The following is a 19,113-nucleotide window of genomic DNA, read 5'->3' as shown; positions in this document are numbered from 1 at the left end:
ATTTCTCAGAATGTGATCTGCGCTAGCCACATCCTTTTCCACAGTTTTCCCCAGGTTTTTCCACATATACACAGGCATTGCCCACAGGCTTTTTTGCATTACCCACAGCGAAGCGATTTTTCGATTTGCCAACTGCCCCTCGCACCCTCTACAGTGGCCCAGCCGGTAGCTTAACCTCTGGTCGCCTAAGTGGTTTTGTGCCAGTCTGAGAGGGGTGTTTTTGTCGACGACGTCGGTCGGCTTAGCCTCGCTAAGGCTTAGTTTCGCTAGGGCTTAGCCTTGCTAAGGCTCAGTCTGGCTAAGACTTAAACCCCCCACCAAAACAGCAGCCCAGAAAGGTCAGCCATGGAGCCGCGCGACACCGCAGATATTTTCGACCGCATCCCACCTCAGGATGAATCTGCGGAAATGAGCACCTTGGGGGGCATGCTGCTGAGCAAGGACGCCATCGCTGACGCCTTGCAGGAAATTAAAGGCTCTGACTTTTACCGCCACGCCCACGAGCAGATTTTTGACGCCATCATTAGTGTCTATTCGCGTGGGGAACCGGCTGACCCCATCGTGGTAGCTGATGAGCTCCAGCGCCAGGGCAACCTGGAAAAAGTGGGTGGGGCCCCTTACTTAGCGTCCCTGATTGCTACAGTGCCGACGGCGGCCAACACCGCCTACTATGCGCGTATTGTGCGTGAACGCGCCACTATGCGCCGCCTGGTGGAGGCGGGTACGCGCGTGACGCAACTGGGCTACGCCACTGACGGCGGCGACGTCGACGAGCTAGTAAACCTAGCCCAAGCCGAAATTTACGCGGTTTCTGAGCGCAACAACTCTGAGGATTACGTGCGCGTGGGTGACATCCTTGACGACGCCAATTTAGAGATTGAAGCCGCCCAAAACCGCGACAATAAGGGGATGCGGGGCGTGCCCACGGGGTTCATTGAGCTAGATGAGCTCACCGGTGGCTTGCAGGCGGGGCAGATGATAATTATTGCGGGGCGCCCGGCCATGGGTAAGTCCACGCTGGCCCTAGATATTTGCCGGTCGGCGGCAATTCACCACAAGATTGCGGCCTGCTATTTCTCGCTGGAAATGGGGCGCATGGAAATCATGATGCGCATGTTGTCGGCGGAGTCTAATGTGCTGCTAAATAAGCTGCGCGGCAGCGGCAAAATGGATGATCGCGACTGGGAGCGCCTGGCTAAGCATTACGGCCCGGTTTCTGAGGCGCCGCTGTATGTGGACGACTCCCCCAACCTGACCATGCCGGAGATCCGCGCCAAAGCCCGACGCCTAAAGCAGCAGTTCAACCTGGGTTTGATTGTCATTGACTATCTGCAGTTGATGACTAGTGGACGCCGCGTGGAGTCGCGTCAGCAGGAAGTTTCGGAGTTTTCGCGCGCCTTGAAGCTGCTGGCTAAGGAGCTGGAGATTCCGGTGATTGCCGCCGCCCAGCTTAACCGTGGCCCGGTAAACCGTACCGACCGCAAGCCCCAGATGAGTGACCTGCGTGAGTCTGGCTCATTGGAACAGGATGCGGACCTGATTATGCTGCTGCACCGCCCCTCATACTATGAGGAGGAAAACCGCCCCGGTGAGGCCGACATTATTGTGGCTAAGCACCGCAATGGTGAGACCCGCACTATCCCGGTTTCCTTCCGTGGGCACGTCTCCTGCTTCGCCAATATGGCCCGCGAAGCGGTGGGCGCGGACCCTTACAGTGAGTAATTAGCGACGACGGCGCCGACGCAAATGGCCGCCCACCAAACCGGTGAGCGGCCATTTAGCTGCGTTAATTAGCGCAACTAGCTTCAGCGAGCCACGATAACGTTGATCTCCAGGGGAGCAGTCACGTCCTGGTGCAGGCGCACGCTAGCGGAGTGACGGCCCAGAGCCTTAACCGGGCGGGCCAGCTGGATCTTGCGACGGTCAATCGCGGGACCACCGGCAGCCTTAACGGCCTCAGCTAGGTCAGAGGTGCTTACAGCACCGAACAGGCGGCCGTTAGCGCCGGCAACGGCGGCAACGGTAACCACGTTGGAGGCTAGCCAGGCGCGAGCGGTCTGGGCGGCTTCCAGGGACTCAATGGCGTTGCGGCGGCGAGCCTCGGCCATCTGGTCGATCTGACGCTGAGCGCCCTTGGTCCACGGGGTGGCCAGCTTGCGGGGCACTAGGTAGTTACGGGCGTAGCCGTCCTTAACGGTAACTACGTCACCGGCGACACCGAGGTTGGTGACGTCGTGGGTGAGGATGAGCTTGGTTGACATTGCTAGTCCTCCCTATCAGCGAGCGTTGGAAGAGTAGGGCAGCAGGGCCATCTCGCGGGCGTTCTTAACAGCCTTGGCGATCTTGCGCTGTTCCTGTACGGAAACGCCAGTCACGCGACGAGCGCGGATCTTGCCGCGGTCGGAGATGAACTTGCGTAGGGTGGCGGTGTCCTTGTAGTCAATGACGCCGACCTTGATGGCCTTGACCGGGCCAACCTTCTTCTTCGGCTTGCGAAGTTGGGGCTTCGCCATAGTGGTACTCCTTGGTCTGAGTGCTTAGCACTCTAAAGATGAATGTCTGGGTGCCCTACCCAAATGATCCCAAATGGGCGGGCGTTGGTGACTTAAGCCGCCTGCGTTAGGCAGGCCCTGCATGAGGCATTCTGCGCTAAGCAGGTCCCGCGCTAGGCACTGCGCACTAGGCGCTGCGCCTGGCAGGTTTAGAACGGCGGTTCGTCACCGAAAGAAGAGCCGCCAGTAGCCCACGGGTCGCCAGCGCTGCCGCCTTGCGGGGCGCTGTTGTAACCGCTGTAGCCACCACCGGCAGAAGCGTTGTTGTTGGCGTTGTAGCCACCCTGGGAGCCGCCATAGCCGCCGCCATTGCTGGCGCCAGCGTTGTTGCCGCCGTAGTTACCGCCACCGCGAGAGTTGCGGGTTACTTGGGCCTTGGCGTAGCGCAGAGACGGGCCGATCTCATCTACCTGCATTTCAACCACGGTGCGCTGTTCACCTTCACGGGTGGTGTAGGAGCGCTGCACGAGACGGCCCTGCGCAATTACGCGCATTCCCTTGGTGAGGGATTCAGCTACGTTCTCGGCGGCGTCACGCCACAAAGAGCAGCGCATGAACAGGGCCTCCCCGTCCTTCCACTCGCCGGACTGGCGGTCGTAGGTACGCGGGGTTGACGCGATGGTAAAAGAGGCCACAGCCGCCCCGGAGGGCGTAAAGCGTAGCTCCGGGTCGTGGGTCAGGTTACCGACCACGGTGATAATGGTGTCTCCAGCCATGTTTGCCTCCCTTGGCGGTTACTTCTCAGGCCTCAGGACGCAGCAGCTTGGTGCGCAGCACGGACTCGTTCAGGCTTAGCTGACGGTCCAGTTCCTGAGCGGTTGCCGGGGTCGCGGTCATGTCGACGACGACGTAGAAACCTTCAGACTTCTTCTTGATGTCGTAAGCCAGGCGACGACGTCCCCAGACGTCCACCTTGTCCAGGCTACCGCCCTCAGCGGGAACAACCTGTAGCAGCTTCTCGAGCGACGCGTTGATGGTACGTTCGTCGGTCTCGGGTTCGAGAATGATCATAATCTCGTAGTGACGCATGCTTGGTACCCACCTCCTCTGGTCTATACGGTCACGGTCTTTCCGTGACAGGAGGGTAGATGCGTAAGGTTTGTCATTCGCTGCGGGTGCAGCTAAGCCAAACCAGTACACAACCCTAACCGATACAGGCGGGCGGCGGGAAGTAAATTCACTTCCCGCCGCCCGTGTGTATTTGGTTACCGTATGCGGTTGTTACGGTTACCGGTGAGGCTGGTTAGCAGCGTGGCTAGTTTCCACCGCCGGAGCCACCTCCGTTTCCGCCACCGTTACCGCCGCCATTGCCTCCGCCGTTACCGCCGCCGTTTCCACCGCCGTTATCTCCACCGGAGCCGCCGCCGTTACCGCCGCCATTGCCTCCGCCGTTACCGCCGCCGTTTCCACCGCCGTTATCTCCACCGGAGCCGCCGCCGTTTCCACCGCCGTTGCCGCCACCGTTACCGTTTCCGTTATCTCCATTACCGGAACCGTTACCGTTGCCGTTGCCGTTATCTCCGTTACCGGAACCGTTACCGTTGCCATTGTCGTTTCCGTTACCGGAGCCGTTACCTCCGTTGGATTCGCCGCTGGGTACGGGGCTGGCGGACTGGGCCGGCTGAGTGGCTTCGCCACCGCCGTTGCTGCCACCGTTGCTGCCACCGTTGTTGTTGTCGGAGTTGCTGCCGCCGCCGTTACTGCTGCCGCCGCCACTGCTAGAACCACCATGGTTGCTGCCGCTGTAAGAGCCATCTGAGCGGTCAGGGAAGTCAAGTACTTCCTGGCCGTCAAGAGCTGCGCCCATGTAGTTAGTGAAGATATCGGCCGGGTAGGTGCTACCGGTGATTTCACTGTAGTTACCGAAGGGGGTAATGGACTGTTCAGAGCCATCTGCACCCTGCTGGAACAAGGTCACTGCAGTAACCAGCTGGGGGGTGTAACCAACGAACTGCGCAGACTTGTTGTCCGAGGACGAACCGGTCTTAGCGGCCACCGGACGGTTCAGGCTCTTAGCGGTTTCACCTGAACCCAGCTGCACCACCTGAGTCAGTGCGTAGGTTACGTCCGCCATTACTTCCTTCTTGAACACCTGCTGACCGGTGGTGTTAGCGGTGTAAACCACCGTGTTGGTGGAGTTGGATACCTTACCCACAATGTGGATATCGTGGCGCTGCCCCTGAGCCGCAAAGGTGGAGTAAGCGCGAGCAATATCGATGTTGTGGGGAGAAACCGAACCCAGCACACCCTGCGTAGTGTCGTCGAAACCTAGCGTGTTAGCCGGGTAACCAGCGGCAATAGCTGTCTTATTGGTGTTTTCAGGGCCTACATCTTTATTCAGCTGCAGGTAGGGGGTGTTAATGGAGAAAGCCGTAGCTTTAACCAGGTTCACCCAGCCATACGAGACATTCTGGAAGTTTTGGAATTCGTGACCCTCAATGGTCATGGGGGATGTGCCCATGTAGCCATCAGACAGGCTCATGCCGTCATTGAGGGCAGTGACCAGCGCGAAAGGCTTATAGGTAGAACCAGCCTGGGCTACAGCCTGAGTAGCAGAGTTGACCTGGCTCTTAAGGAAGTCTTCACCACCATAGAGCGCCACAATCGCGCCGGTGCGCGGATCAATACTGGTCAAGGCCACACCCAAGCCGGCAGGCTTGTCAGAGGGCAGGGTGTGCACCGCGTTAACAGCAGCTTCCTGATCCTTCTGGTTGATGGTGGTAGTGACCTTGAAACCACCAGTATCAAGCTGCTCGTTGGTCAGCTTCATCTTGGACTTAAGCTCCGTACGCACCATTTGCAGCAGGTAACCCTTGGTACCTGCATAAACCTGCTTGGTGGTGGGCTCAATAGTCTTGGGGAACTTCATTTCTGCGCGCTGGGCGGCGGTAATGAAGTTCTGCTTAAGCATCAGGTCAGCTACACGGGTCCATTTGGCCTGACTGGTCTTGGCGTCCACCGCCGGGTCCCAGCCTGAGGGGGCCGGAATTACGGCGCTAAGCAGCGCAGCTTCAGACAGCGTCAACTTGTCAGCGCTGTGACCAAAGTAGGCCTTGGAGGCTTCCTCCACACCGTAGGCACCACGGCCGTAGTAAATGGTGTTGAGGTAGTTACCCAAAATCTTCTGCTTGGACTGGGACTGGTCAATCTTGACCGCCAAGAAGGCCTGCTTGAGCTTACCTACGTAAGAATCGGTGGTGTCTACGTAGTAGTTCTTTACGTACTGCTGGGTCAGGGTAGAGGCACCCTGAATCGGCCCACCGGTTAAGTTGTTGAACAACGCGCGGACAATACCCTTAGGGTCAATACCGTTGTTGGAGTAGAAGCTGGAGTCCTCACTGGCTACCACCGCGTTACCCACATAAGAGGGCAGCTTGGTGGTGTCGATGACGGTACGGTTAATATCCGTAAAACGCCCCATCTCAGTCTTGCCGTCGTCGTAGTAGACCACGGTGGTCTGAGCCTTAGCGAAGTCATTAGGTGCGGGCACATCCGTAGTGGCATAGGCCAGCATCAGTGTGCCAATCCCCATAGTCAGCACGAATAGGATCGAACAAAGCACAAACTGCCAACTGGGCAGCCAGCGCCTAATTTTGCCCTTGCCAGCACGCGGATAATTCCACAGCTTCCGCTTCGATTTGGGCCCCTTGGAACCGCCACGGTTTGCCGGTCGCGTTGAATTTTTACTTGGCGCTTTACGCGCCGGGGCCCCCTTGCCCACAGGCCTTTGACCCGTAGGCCGCTGATTAGTCCTGCCAGCTCCACCTAAAGACGCTGCAGGCGATGAACTCTGTTTAGCACTTGCCTTCGCGCCCGAGTTAGCGCGCGGCGGGATTTGCGGTGGTAACGACACCTATAGTCCCCGTTTCTGCTTAATATTCTTAGCGCCCGGCGGAGAACCGGCCACACAACGATTCCTTCCAGTATGAAAGAAATGCTTTCTCAGGTATAGGACATGCGTCACGACAACCCTACTACCTACCTACTATGCTTATGACCTATGGAGAAAACTTCACCTGAAAGCACAAACTCCGCGATCAGCTTACGTTTAGCACTGCTAGGCATCCCTGTGTCACAGGGCAACCTAGACTCTGCCACTGCCTCGCTTACGGCTCCGCTGTTGGCCCGTACTCGTGAAATGTCGCGGCGACTATCCAACCGTCTGTGTGCGTCTGACACTCGCATTCAGAACTTCCTAGACAGTTATTTCGAAGGTACCGACGTCGCACCTCGACTACCTGGAGCAACTTTCGTACTAGATCAGCCTGGTCTCTCGCGCGCTCTAGCCCTCCCCGAAGGCGAAGACCACTTTGTTTCTGAATACGTAACCAGCTACAAGGTACTCAACGGCGTCGTCCACAACCCGAAGAATGACCGACGTACCACTGCCGGCGTGTTCCACGTGGCTGAAGGTGGCCTACCGATCCCTGACGACAAGCGCGCTGTGCCGCGCGAAGTCTTTGGCCGCCTGCTAGAGCACGCAATCAATGACGTTCCCGATGAACTCATGCAGATTCCTTGGGCCGCTCATTCAGACTCTCCGGCAAAAGCCTTCGTATCCCTCTTACTGCGCCCCATCGTCGTGCCCGCAGTGCCCGGCGTAAACAACCAGCGCACCATGGAAATCCGTTTCATCGCTCCCGGTGGTCTGGTTTCCAACCTGGACTTCGTAGAGTCCATCTTCGGCAACGCCGGAGACCCCTACCTACCTGAGAACGACGCCTCCCTCGACCCCACCAGCTGGACTGGTCACACCGGTTGCGTCATCCTCGCCCCGCACCTGACCAAGCTGACCAAGAAGGAACTGGGCCTACCCCACTGGGATCAGGCCACCGAGCGTCAGCGTCGCGACGGCATGTGCTGGAAGGAAGAGGGCGACCTCTACAACGACGGCAAGGCCTTCAAGTGCTGCGCCCGTGACGAGCGCGGCGTAATCGTCACCGTAGTGGCCGACAACTACTTCGGTTACTGCAAGAAGGAAGTTAAGACCCAGATTGGCTACAGCGCCAACCTGCTGGGCAACGTGGAAGAAGAGCACGCCGGTGGCGCACGCGCCTTCCCGCGTTACAACCTGGGCCAGGACTACACCGACAAGTACACCCCTGCACACCTAACCGTGCAGAGTGTAGTTGACGCCAACCCCAGCTACTTCCAGATGTGCGACGACGGTCACGCCGTCGCCATCAACGACAAGAACCTACTGGTAGTTCCCGCTGGCTCGCACTTCTCGATGCGCACCCAGACCGTGGAATGGGACCACAACGGCACCCGCGCATCCATTCCGCTACTGGCCGGCAAGACCTACTACACCCCCTCGGGTTACCGCCTACACACCAAGCACCGCAGCGGTGACGAGCGTCAGTGGCACCTGGTAGGTACCGCCCCGTGGACCACTCAGATGCACAAGCCCGCTACCGTTTCTGGTGGTGGTAAGTCTGAGATCTCTAAGGCCCTACTGGACGCCTTCGTGTTCGGTGAGGCTTATGTGGGCGACGTCGAAAAGGACCTGGACATGGTGCAGGTACTACTCGACCGCGACTACTCAGGCCGTTTCGCTGACCCCAAGTCAAACGGGGTTGACCACCGCTCGATCCTAAGCGAGGAGCGTTCGCTGGGTTCGGTTATCAAGCTGCTGACCGCCTCACCGGCCTACTCGCCTGACTACAACCACTTCCTGTCCACTATCCCGGACCACGTTAAGGAACTGGTTTACACCGTTAAGCGTTACTACCAGCCAGCTTGGGGTAGCGACTGGCGTAGCCACTTCACTGTGGGTCTGGTTAACGGCCGTCACGCCAACTCCCTGCGCCTAGATGGCGAGGTCATCAAGGTCAACATGCTGCGTGTGGGCTTCGAGGACGACGGCGCCTGGCGTCTATTCTCGCTGCGTCCGGACTTCTCCCCCGCCGCCAAGGTTCAGACCGAAGACGACATCACCGCCTCCATTGTGGTGCCCGCCCAGGAGGCCGACGCCGCCTTCGCCGCTGAGCACGGCATTGCTGGCCTGAGCCGCAAGTACGTCGCTAACTGCGAGCGTCTGCTGTTCCAGCGCCCCGACGACGCCGTCGTACGTGGCTACGACAAGCAGACCGAGCTGGACATGTCCAAGCCGGGCACCTTCATCTCTAACTTCGAGCCCATGAGCCCTGCTCAGGCCCAGGAGCTAGTGGATGACGCCCCGGGCCTGAGCCAGTACACCAAGCCGATGCAGGACCTGATCCGCCGCGCGGCAGCCCAGGGTGAGGACGGAACCTACTTTGTTTCCAGCGCTCACACCCGCATTGTTAACGGTGCTCGCTCTAAGAACCCGCGTTACCTGCAGCTGCGCCCGGACCTGGCCAACCCCTACGAGGTTGAGCTAGCCGAGGTAGCTGCCCACCTCTACCACGAGGTGCCGCTGGACGAGCCGCTGCGTGAAAGCGTGGATGTGGTGGCCGCTGGTCGCCGCAACAACCCGCCTGAGCCGGGTGTGCCCGCCCTGTGCGCTTACAACCCGCTGCACTACATGGAGCTGCCAGAGCTGTACATGGAGTTCATTTCCTCCATGACCGGTAAGTCCCCCTCCACCACCGGTGCCGGTAGTGAAGGTGCACTAACCAAGGCCCCGTTCAACGCTCTGCCCACCGTGTACGACCTAAACGCTTCGCTGCTGAGCTACGCGCTGGGTGGCTACGACGGTTGGTTGTCTTCGGCTGGTTACATCGGCCCCAAGGTGAAGGTCGCCCACGACATTTCGCTGCTGATCCCGGAGCTGTTCTCCCGCATGAGCCACGCTGAGCGTGACGCCAAGGAGCTAATCGCTAAGGGCTGCCTGGAGCGCATTGAGGACTTCGAATACGAAGGCCGCAAGGTTGAGGCTAGCCGCCTGGGCTACCGCATCAACGGCGAGTTCGTACGTAACTACTTCGGTCGTGTGTTCCTACACCCCGATGTCATCTTCACCGAGGAGATGCTGCGTCCTGAGCTGCAAGATCCTAAGACCTTTGCTGACAGCGTTGACGTTATCGTCACCACCCACAAGGTGGTTGCCGACCGCTACTTCGCTGACGGCTCCCTGGAGCAGGCCTGCCCGCCTCTGCGCGCCCTGCTAGAGATCATGCACGACGGCGTCAGCCGCGAGGGTTGGCACCTAGACAGCCCCGAGTTCCGCGCCCTATTCGAGCGTGAGAACATCCTGGCTTCCGAGTGGTACAACGCCCGCCTGGACGCCAAGGTTGTCCGTGACCGCAAGCACGCTGACAAGGCTCACGCTGCCCTTGAGAAGTTCATCAACACCCCCGGTAACGAGGGTGTAGTTGAGCGTATCGGTGCCCGCGAGCGCCTAGCCGAGGTAGAGGCCGCCCAGGCCCACTACGCTAGCGAGGCATACCGCGCTTCGCTGGTAGGCACTTTGGGTCTACAGCCCGAGCTAGCCTGACACTAGCTAAACGCTAGGGGGGCGCGGCTTTTAGCCGCGCCCCCCTTTGTATACATCAGCTATTTAGTTGGCCAGCTTGTGGCTCACGCTTCAGGCGCAGGCGGCTTTAGCGCCGCCGGCCAGGGTGCTACTGCTGGGTGGCCCACCAGGAATGTAGTGCCTCGCGGGCTAGCTCTTTACCGATCGGGCCACGTTCCATACGTAGATCCAGCAGGAACTTGTAAGCTTTACCAACCTCAGGGCCCGGTTTAATACCTAGCTCTGCCATGATTTCCTGGCCGTCCAGCTCAGGCCGGATAGAGGCCAGTTCTTCCTGCTGGCGCAGGGCCTCAATGCGTCGCTCTAGATCGTCGTAGGCGTGTGAAAGCATGGCTGCTTTGCGGCGATTACCGGTGGTTACGTCCGCGCGGGTCAGGCAGCCCAGGCGGGCCAGCAGCGGGCCGGCGTCGGTCACATAGCGACGCACCGCCGAATCAGACCAGGGCGAGTCCGCATAGCCGTGGAAACGCAAATGCAACTCCACCAGGCGTGAAACGTCCTTAATGGTTTGTTTATCGAAATGCAGTGCACGCATACGTTTAGCGGTCATGCGCGCCCCTACATAGTCGTGGGCGTGGAAAGTGACGGTGCCGTCAGGCATGAAGCGGCGCGTGGCCGGCTTACCGATGTCATGCAGTAGCGCCGCTAGGCGCAGCCGCAAATCCGGCCCGGGCACATCCCCATCAGGGCCAGTTTCCAAATCCATGGCCTGCTGCAATACGGTCAGCGTGTGCTCATAAACATCCTTGTGACGGCGGTGCTCATCGACCGTGTCTTGTAGGGCTGAGACCTCAGGCAGCACAATGTCGCAAATACCGGTGTGTACCAGCAGCTCTAGACCTCGACGCGGGTAGGGAGAAAGCAGCAGACGCTCAAGCTCGGCGCGGATACGCTCAGCTGAAACGATCTCTAGACGCTGCGCCATCTGTTCCATGGCTTCCATCACCTCTAGGTCCACGTCGAAACCTAGCTGTGAGGCAAAACGCGCCGCCCGCAGCATACGTAGCGGGTCGTCGTCGAAAGACTGCTCAGCGCTTACCGGGGTGCGTAAAATCCCCGCTTGCAGGTCCGCCAGCCCGTTGTGGGGGTCTACCAGCTCCAGGTCGGGTAGCCGCAGCGCCATGGCGTTAACGGTGAAGTCGCGGCGAGTTAGGTCACCTTCGAGGTTGTCACCGTAAGCTACGGCCGGTTTGCGCGAGCCGATTTCGTACTCTTCAGTGCGGTAGGTGGTTACTTCAACGACGACGTCGCCCTTTTTGGCGGCAATCGTGCCAAAGTTACGTCCCACATCCCAACAGGCATCACCCCACTGCCGCAGCAAACGCTCGGTTTCTTCTGGGCGCGCGGAGGTGGTTAGGTCAAAATCGTGTGGCTCAATACCCAAGCAGGCGTCTCGCACTGGGCCTCCCACTAGGGAAATTTCATACCCGGAGCGAACAAAAGCATGCCCTAATGCAGCCAATGAAATTGGCAGATTGGCTAGAGCTTGGTCGGCGATTGGCGGCAGAACGTTTTGCATCCCTACTAGATTGCCATGTCTACGCCACACGCGCAGTTATCCAGCAGTGTTTTAGAATCTTGTATATGTCTGCTAACCGCCCGCTACCGTACCCTGGCCCCACACTGCGCCGGGTCAGTTCGCGTGCGCTGCCGGTGGTAGACGAAACCAGCGCTGGTGGGCTGGTAGTAGACGTCCAAAACGGGCAGGCCATGGCCGCAGTAATTGCCCGCCGCAATCGCGGCTCTCGCCTGGAATGGTGTCTACCTAAGGGTCATCTAGAAGGCAGTGAAACTCCCCAAGAAGCTGCCGTCCGTGAAATATCGGAAGAAACCGGTATTGAGGGGCGCGTACTGCGCCACTTGGCCTCAATCGACTATTGGTTCACCGGGGATCAGCATCGCGTACACAAGGTAGTTCACCACTATTTGCTGGAAGCTATCGGCGGCGAGCTGACCATTGAAAACGACCCTGATCATGAGGCCGAGGACGTAGCTTGGGTGCCACTAAGTGAAGTGTCACGCCGTTTGGCTTATCCAAACGAGCGTCGCATTGTCGCTGCCGCCCGCAGAATTCTGGTAGGTGACGGGTGAAACGATTTAAAAAAGCTTTACGCTGTAGCGCCATTGCCTCAGCAATGGCGCTGTTCGCTATTTTCCCTTCGGCGTCAGCTGGGGTGAGCGCTGCAGCGGTGACTTACAGCGAAAACGTGGCTGCGACGTCGTCGCAAACTGGGCACTACGCCACCCTAAAAACAGCCCAGGCCGGCGGCGTCGGCACTAAAACCAACGCGGCTACCACAGACAGAACAGGCATTAAAAGCACTGGTCACCGCCGAGGTACCCCTACCGGCTCAGCCGCAGATATCAGCCAATCCGCAGCTGACGGGCTCACTGTAGAAGTTGACCAAATCAACCCTGAGGTAATCACTCCCGGCAGTGACATCACCGTGGCAGGAACTATCACCAACACCTCCACCGAGTCACTGTCTGGCTTTGACATGCGCGTATCCCTCCAGTCACGCTCTCAAGGATCAGTTGAGATGCTCAAAGACTGGCTAGTATTTGATGACAACTCCTACAGCTATGTAGCCCACACTGAGCAGCTAAACCATTCCCTGGCAGCAGGCGCCTCTATGCGTTTTTCGCTGACTATCCCTGCCACGCAGCTACCCAACACCAGCGGCAATAACTGGGGCGCTCGTGGCATGGAAGTGACGGTAACTTCCGGTGAGCTAGTTAGCAGTGACCGCGCCATTGCGGTGTGGTCACCCACCACCCAGGTGCAGCCCACCAAAGTAACTACGGTAATTCCCCTCACCGCTTCAGCCATGCAGATGCGTGAGCTACTGGCATTGCAGTCAGGCGCGGCTTTTACTCCCAGTCAAAGCGACGGTTTTAGCCCCAACGCCTGCATCACCGGTGACAAGGTAGACCTCAAACTTGCCACCACCCAGATGCGTACGCGCACCATTGAAATACTTAACGCCGCCAATAGTCAGACGGTTGTGGCCGTAGACCCCTACCTGCTTTCGGCCCTGGGTGCCACTGCCGCAGCGGTTAACAAAAAAGTCGCGGAGCCGGCCACGGCCAGCCCCAGCGCTAACCCCAGCGCTAACCCAACCGCTGGCGCTCCAGCTAGCGAGGTTGCCCCTACTGGGGGCGCTAGCGCCACTCCCGGCGCTTCTGCCGGAGCTTCTGGCGGCACCTCTGCTACCCCGGGCACTTCTGCTACCCCTAGCGCCAAGCCAAGTGCTCCAGCTACCCCCACCCAAAGCTCCACTCAAGACGCAAAAGCAGTTGAGGCCCGGCAAGTCGCGGCCCTTAACCAGGCCTTAGCCGGCGCCCTTAAACGCGGGGGCATAATTGCCCTGCCGCCTATGGACGCCGACCTGGTTGCCCTTAGCCACGTAACCACTGGAGCCGCCCAAATCCGCGAAGCTATCAACCAATCTAAAGCTATGGTTGGTAGCGACCAGCTCCTAAGCGGAGCCCGTGCAGATGTAGCCATTTCGGCGTCGTTAGAGCTAGACCAAACCTACCTGGACGCAGTAAAGGGGCAGGTAAACACGGTTATCTCGCCGCCTGCCGCGCTATACCCAGCTGAGGACTTGGACTACATTCCTGACTCCACAGCTAACCTAAACGGCCAGCGCGTACTTATCCCCGACCAGACCCTGTCAGAGTCTGTTTCTGGGGTGCTAACCACCTATGAGGGCTTTTTAGGTAACCTCACCGACTTTGATGCGCGTCAGCTGGCTCGCGGCACTACGGCAGTTATTACCCGTCAGCGCCCGGATCAGGTGCGCCACGTTTTGCTGCTGGTAGAGCGTGACTCTGCCTCCAATATGGATGTTAAGGACCTAAACGACCGGCTTTCGGCCATAAACAACAGCTGGTCCACCCCGGCCCCACTGGCTGAACTGGAACAGTTGGCTAGCACTAAAGCTAGCGACGGCACTGAGATTGAACGCGAACCTCTGCCTGTCAGCTCCACTGACCCCTACCGCATCAACGAGCAAGAACTAGCCACCGCCTCCAAAACTGTTAGCACCACCCAAAACATGGTGTCTATCTACAATGAGCCCGCAAAAATCGCTGGCTCTACCCTGCGTCTAACTGAGGTGGCTACGTCCTCAGCTTGGCGTCAAGGTAAGTTCATGGTGGTTATCGACGACGTCGGCTGCCGCAATAAGATCATCGGCAATATGCTGCGCACCCTGCCCAGCTCCACCATTAACCTCATTGACTCCTCCGCGCACCTACCTGTGCGCGTCTCTAACGACACTTCGCAACCCGCCAAGGTCACTATCCATTTACGCCCTTCGCGTTCGCTACTGCGTTCCAAGGGTGACACCACTGCAGTTATTCCGGCTAACTCCCAAACCACTGTGATGGTGCCGGTAAATGCCGTCGGTAGCGGTGATATTGACGTCAAGGTTTCTATGAAGAACGCCTTGGGGCAGCCGGTAGGTTCCAGCTCCACTGTGCATATGCGTGTGCGCGCCAACTGGGAAAGCTGGTTTACCTGGGGCTTAGGCAGTGTATTTAGCGTGCTTATGGTGGCCGGTATCGTCAGGACGGTACACCGTGGTCGCCGTGTGGTGATCTCAGAAGGGTAAGTAATGGCAAAAGCACCAACACTGGCGCGCTCTAGCGCAGTCATGTTTATGGGTACGCTAGCTTCCCGCATGTTGGGGCTGGTGCGTAACGCCATGCTGGTGGCCGCGCTGGGTGCTACCGGATCGGGCGCCGCTGACGCCTTCACGGTGGCCAATAACGCGCCCACCATGATCTATAACCTGCTGGCTGCCGGCGTACTAAACGCTATTTTGGTGCCGCAAATTGTGCGGGCGCTACGTCAAAAAGCCGGTGAAGAATTCATTAACCGGTTAATTACCACCGCTGGCGCCCTGCTGGCGGTGGTTACCGGCGTATTGACGGTAGCTGCCACCATAGTGGTAACTATTTATGGTTCCCAATTAGGTCAATGGCATGGTTTAGCTACCGCGTTTGCCTACTGGTGTTTGCCACAGATTTTCTTCTATGGACTTTATGCCCTATGGGGCCAGGTCCTAAACGCTAAAAATAATTTCGGCCCCTATATGTGGGCGCCGGTATTAAATAACATTATTTCGATCGTTTCCCTGGCTGCCTACCTGTTTATTTACGGCGAATACTCTGGCGGCGGTAGCCCAGCTAACTGGGATTTCACCCGCACTGCTGTAATTGCGGGTACCTCCACCCTGGGTATTGCCATCCAGGCTTTGGTCCTGTATATCCCGCTGGTACGCACTGGCTTTAAGCCTCGCCTGGTGTGGGGTCTGCGCGGTTCTGGCTTGGGTCAGGTATCCAAGGTAGCCCTGTGGGCAGTGTTTGGCCTGATTGTGGTGGAGCTAAGCACCTTGGTGGTCTATAACCTGGGTACTGCGGCTTTAAGCGCTAGTGAATTACCCGAATATGCCCATACGGTGGTGCCTTCTACGGTTATTTACACCAATGCGCAAATGATTTTCATGCTGCCGCAATCATTGGTGACTACCTCAATTATTGTGGCGCTATTTACCCGCATGAGTGAAAAAGCGGCTGCGGGAGATGCTGAAGGCGTTAAGGATGATTTGTCTTTAGGTCTGCGTACTATCGCTATTTTCACCACCCTATTTAGTGCCGGTATTTTTGTACTGGCCGGGCCTGCCATGCAGGTGTTTGTACCCACTTTGCGCCCTGAAGAGGTTTCCGCTTCTGCCGCTGTGCTGATGATGCTGGCAATCGGTATTGTGCCTCAGGGTTTATGGGCCACTATGCAGCGTGTAATGCTGGCCTATAACGACACTAAACGTATGCTGTGGGCCGACGTGCCCGTGGGTCTTTCCCAGATCATTATTTGCGCTGCGGCATATATGTTTGCTCCGGCCACCTGGTGGATGATTCTGGCAGCCTTAGGTTCAGCGGCAAGCCAGGCTACCGGCTCGATAATTATCGTGTTTTTGCTGCGTAAGCACCTGCCGCATATGGATGTACGCCGGGTTAGCACCACCTACGCATTGCTGGGCCTGGCGGTGGCCCCCGCCGTGGTGGCTGGTTACCTGGTGCGTTACGGACTCAACCTAATCCACATCAACAGTGGTTTTAGTGACTCTCTGGCACAGATCCTCATTGTTGCCCCCATCATGACCCTGGTGTATCTGCTTACCGCCCGGGCTTTGCGCGTTGAGGAGCTAAACAATATTGCCCGCCCGGTTACCTCCGTGGTGCGTAAGGTGGCTTCCCTGCTGCCCGCCCCGATCGCCAAGGTACTTAATAAGGGTGCCGCCGCCCTGGTTACCCCGCCCGCATATAAGAGTGTGCCGCTTAAGTACTCTGACGTGATCGCTGAGGGTGAGGTTATCCACGCGGCCACTACCGACGCCGTCAGTGATCAGGCAACCAGTAAAGTTACGCTAGCTGAATCAACCCCCGCCACCTTAGCTGCCGCCAAGGATGCCACTGCGGCTGCCCGTGACGCCGTCGACGGCGCCGCCACTAAGGGCTCAGCTAAGAACTCCATTAAGGGTGCTACCTCTACCAGCGTAAGCGACACCTCAAAGACTTCTTCGTCTGCATCTAAGTCGCTAGGTACAATCGCTAACGCAGCTCCTGCTGCAGCTATTCCGCCAATTCCTCCGCCCCCGGCGTCGTCGGGCGCGGATACGCCAGCGCCTTCTATTCCTATGCAGCCAGAAGCAGAAAATCTAGTTCAATCTTTCCCGATCGGTTCGGGCCGCTATCACCTGTGTGGCAATCTGCCCACATCACTTCCACACGTACGCCGCTACCACGGTATCGACACGATTTTAGACCAGCCGGTGGCCATTTATGTGCTCACCGAGGCTGTACGCAACCAGGTCGAGGTACTTGAGTCTGCTCAGCGCGCTGCCTTGGCTACCGACCCGCGTCTGGTACGGGTGCGCGACGTCGAATTAGAGCCGGCTTTCATTGTCACAGACCCGGTTGAGGGGGTCTCCTTCGACCGTCTCATTGAGGACGGCCTGGAGGTTGAGCAGGCCCGCTCCGTTATTGGTGAGGTAGCTTCCGCTTTGGATAATGCCTCCCGTCGCGGCCTGCACCACCTGTGCCTGAGCACTGAAGATATCCGCGTCACTGCGGACGGTAAAGTGCGCGTATTTGGCTTGTCTTACGAGTCGGCGCTGCGCCACGTAAAGATTGACCGTGACGAGCATGGCTTGTTGGCTTACGACATTACTGACGCCAAGGCACTACTGGATCTGCTCTACTACGGGTTGACCAAGCGCTGGCCGGGTAAGCGCACCGGGATTCCCAGTGCCCCCATGACCGGCGGTCACCCGGTTTCCCCGGCCACGATTAACCCGCAGGTTCCGGCTGACCTGGACGAGATTTTCGCCCAGCAGTATTCGGGTAGGCCTATCCGTAGCGCCGCCGCGCTGGTAACCGCCCTGGGCACGTGGCAGCCAGTTAAAGGCTCCCAACTGCCGGTAGCTCAGCCCACTGAGTTCACCACTAAGCAGCTTGAAGAGGGCGTTGAGGGTATTGAGGCCGTTAAGGGCCTGATTAAGAACACCCGCATTAAGACCACCCAACTGGCTTCGCGCGTGGGTAACAGTGTGCGTGAGGACATTAAGGCGGCTAGTGACGCCATTCCAGCCGCCCCTGGCCCGGGCCGTGAGGTTGATTTAAGCGACCTGAGCGACATCATCTCTATGCCCACCATGCCGGCCACGAAAGAGGCGCTAGACGCACCTCGCCCCATGCCCAGCAAGGAAGAAAACGAAGCAGAGTACATCCAGTACAAGGAACGCAGCCGCACCTCCTGGGCGCTGCTGGCCGCCTTAGCGCTGGTAGTGATTCTGGCAGTGGTGTTTGCCTTCTCGAACCTGCTAGGTCTGTCTAACGTTTCCTTCGATGAGGACGACGGTCCCGCCGCTTCGACAGTGCCCACGGTCACCTCAACCCAGGGACAATAGTTACCGCCGCTAGTTAAGTTAGCTGCCCCTAGTTGATAGGGCGCAGCTAACATTTGTATTGGGAACATTCGGACCTAGGTCTCGGTTGTACCTGCCAACAAACATTGAAGAACAGGAGCAGTATGGTTCACGACGTCGTTATCGTAGGTTCCGGACCTGCCGGTTACACCGCCGCTATCTACGCGGCCCGAGCCCAGCTCAAGCCGGTGCTGGTAGCAGGCGCCGTGACTGCCGGTGGCGCCCTAATGAACACCACTGAGGTGGAAAACTTCCCCGGTTTCCCTGAGGGTATTCAGGGCCCTGACCTGATGAACAACATGATGGAGCAGGCTGAGAAGTTTGGCACCGACATCCGCTATGAGGATGTGGTCAAGCTGGAGCTGGCTGGCGAGGTAAAGCGCGTGCATCTAGAAGATGAGGTGCTTGAGACCCGCACCGTTATCTTCTCCACCGGTTCGGCTTACCGCAAGCTGGGCTTGGAGGAAGAGGATAAGTACTCCGGTCACGGCGTTTCTTACTGCGCTACCTGTGACGGTTTCTTCTTCCGCGACCAGGACATCATTGTGGTGGGTGGCGGCGACTCCGCTATGGAAGAGGCAACCTTCCTAACCACTTTCGCTAAGTCTGTGACTGTGGTGCACCGCCGCGACGAGCTGCGCGCCTCGGCTGCTATGGCTAAGCGCGCCCTGGAGAACCCCAAGATTAACTTCGCTTGGAACTCGCGCGTATCGGCACTGCATGGTGAGGGGGCGCTAGAGAGCGTAACCCTAACCGACACGGTTACCGGTCAAACTCGCGAGTTGGAGGCTACCGGGCTGTTTGTTGCCATTGGTTCCACCCCGCGCAGCGAGTTGGTGCGTGACCAGCTGGAGCTGGATGCCGCCGGCTATGTGGTGGTTTCTCACCCCTCCACCCGCACTAACGTCCCCGGTGTCTTTGCTTGCGGCGACGTCGCAGACCCCACCTACCGTCAGGCCATCACTGCTGCCGCCTCGGGCACCCGCGCCGCTCTAGACGCCCAACACTACCTGGCCGAACTGAACTAACTACCCGCCTGATAACTAACGTGGGTTTGCGCCCACAATCCTTTCAATCTCTACTAGGCTAGAAACAGCTCTTAAATACG

The 19,113-nt window shown here is 58.4% G+C and carries 12 protein-coding genes; 6 read left to right on the top strand and 6 right to left on the bottom strand.

Translation table 11 applies throughout. The annotated features are described in order from the left end of the window. Positions 1-345: 345 nt before the first annotated feature. Positions 346-1,722 carry a replicative DNA helicase gene (dnaB, locus tag HMPREF0045_RS06955; RefSeq protein ID WP_005986864.1) on the top strand — a complete coding sequence of 459 codons (1,377 nt, stop codon included), beginning with the start codon at positions 346-348 and terminating at the stop codon, positions 1,720-1,722. 83 nt (positions 1,723-1,805) lie between these two features. Here the strand turns inward: dnaB and rplI are convergent, their stop codons facing one another. The 5 genes from rplI to HMPREF0045_RS06930 all read right to left on the bottom strand — a co-directional run bounded on the left by rplI (position 1,806) and on the right by HMPREF0045_RS06930 (position 6,114). Further along, positions 1,806-2,261: a 50S ribosomal protein L9 gene (gene rplI / locus HMPREF0045_RS06950; protein ID WP_005986863.1), complete on the bottom strand. Its 456-nt coding sequence runs from the start codon at positions 2,259-2,261 to the stop codon at positions 1,806-1,808. A gap of 15 nt (positions 2,262-2,276) precedes the next feature. Continuing rightward, complete coding sequence (gene rpsR / locus HMPREF0045_RS06945; protein ID WP_005986861.1) at positions 2,277-2,513, bottom strand: 30S ribosomal protein S18; 237 nt, start codon at positions 2,511-2,513, stop codon at positions 2,277-2,279. 188 nt (positions 2,514-2,701) lie between these two features. Then, positions 2,702-3,268 (bottom strand): single-stranded DNA-binding protein, encoded by a 567-nt coding sequence (locus tag HMPREF0045_RS06940; RefSeq protein ID WP_005986859.1) that lies wholly within the window; start codon positions 3,266-3,268, stop codon positions 2,702-2,704. Between the two features lie 25 nt (positions 3,269-3,293). After that, complete coding sequence (gene rpsF / locus HMPREF0045_RS06935) at positions 3,294-3,581, bottom strand: 30S ribosomal protein S6 (protein ID WP_005986857.1); 288 nt, start codon at positions 3,579-3,581, stop codon at positions 3,294-3,296. 226 nt (positions 3,582-3,807) lie between these two features. Continuing rightward, positions 3,808-6,114, bottom strand: coding sequence for a transglycosylase domain-containing protein (locus HMPREF0045_RS06930; RefSeq protein ID WP_231196691.1), 2,307 nt, complete (start codon positions 6,112-6,114; stop codon positions 3,808-3,810). Positions 6,115-6,552: 438 nt separating this feature from the next. Here HMPREF0045_RS06930 and HMPREF0045_RS06925 point away from each other — a divergent pair, with 438 nt between their 5' ends. After that, positions 6,553-9,969, top strand: coding sequence for a hypothetical protein (locus HMPREF0045_RS06925; RefSeq protein WP_005986853.1), 3,417 nt, complete (start codon positions 6,553-6,555; stop codon positions 9,967-9,969). Positions 9,970-10,096: 127 nt separating this feature from the next. Here the strand turns inward: HMPREF0045_RS06925 and HMPREF0045_RS06920 are convergent, their stop codons facing one another. Then, positions 10,097-11,527, bottom strand: a complete 1,431-nt coding sequence (locus tag HMPREF0045_RS06920; RefSeq protein ID WP_050807441.1) for a CCA tRNA nucleotidyltransferase — start codon at positions 11,525-11,527, stop codon at positions 10,097-10,099. Positions 11,528-11,592: 65 nt separating this feature from the next. Here HMPREF0045_RS06920 and HMPREF0045_RS06915 point away from each other — a divergent pair, with 65 nt between their 5' ends. The 4 genes from HMPREF0045_RS06915 (at position 11,593) to trxB (ending at position 19,033) form a co-directional block, all read left to right on the top strand. Next, positions 11,593-12,099: an NUDIX hydrolase gene (locus tag HMPREF0045_RS06915; protein ID WP_040315772.1), complete on the top strand. Its 507-nt coding sequence runs from the start codon at positions 11,593-11,595 to the stop codon at positions 12,097-12,099. Continuing rightward, entirely contained in the window at positions 12,096-14,627 is a 2,532-nt protein-coding gene (locus HMPREF0045_RS06910; RefSeq protein ID WP_040315770.1) for a DUF6049 family protein, read from the top strand. The genes HMPREF0045_RS06915 and HMPREF0045_RS06910 overlap by 4 nt, the downstream gene beginning before the upstream one ends. Positions 14,628-14,630: 3 nt before the next feature. Further along, positions 14,631-17,987, top strand: a complete 3,357-nt coding sequence (locus HMPREF0045_RS06905; protein ID WP_005986846.1) for a murein biosynthesis integral membrane protein MurJ — start codon at positions 14,631-14,633, stop codon at positions 17,985-17,987. Between the two features lie 122 nt (positions 17,988-18,109). Continuing rightward, positions 18,110-19,033: a thioredoxin-disulfide reductase gene (gene trxB / locus HMPREF0045_RS06900; protein WP_005986843.1), complete on the top strand. Its 924-nt coding sequence runs from the start codon at positions 18,110-18,112 to the stop codon at positions 19,031-19,033. Positions 19,034-19,113 lie beyond the last annotated feature (80 nt).

The organism is Actinomyces graevenitzii C83, from assembly GCF_000239695.1.
In the GTDB taxonomy this organism is placed as follows: Bacteria; Actinomycetota; Actinomycetes; order Actinomycetales; family Actinomycetaceae; genus Actinomyces; species Actinomyces graevenitzii.
Note: the sequence above shows the minus strand (reverse complement) of the source record. Positions and strands in the feature narration are given on the sequence as shown.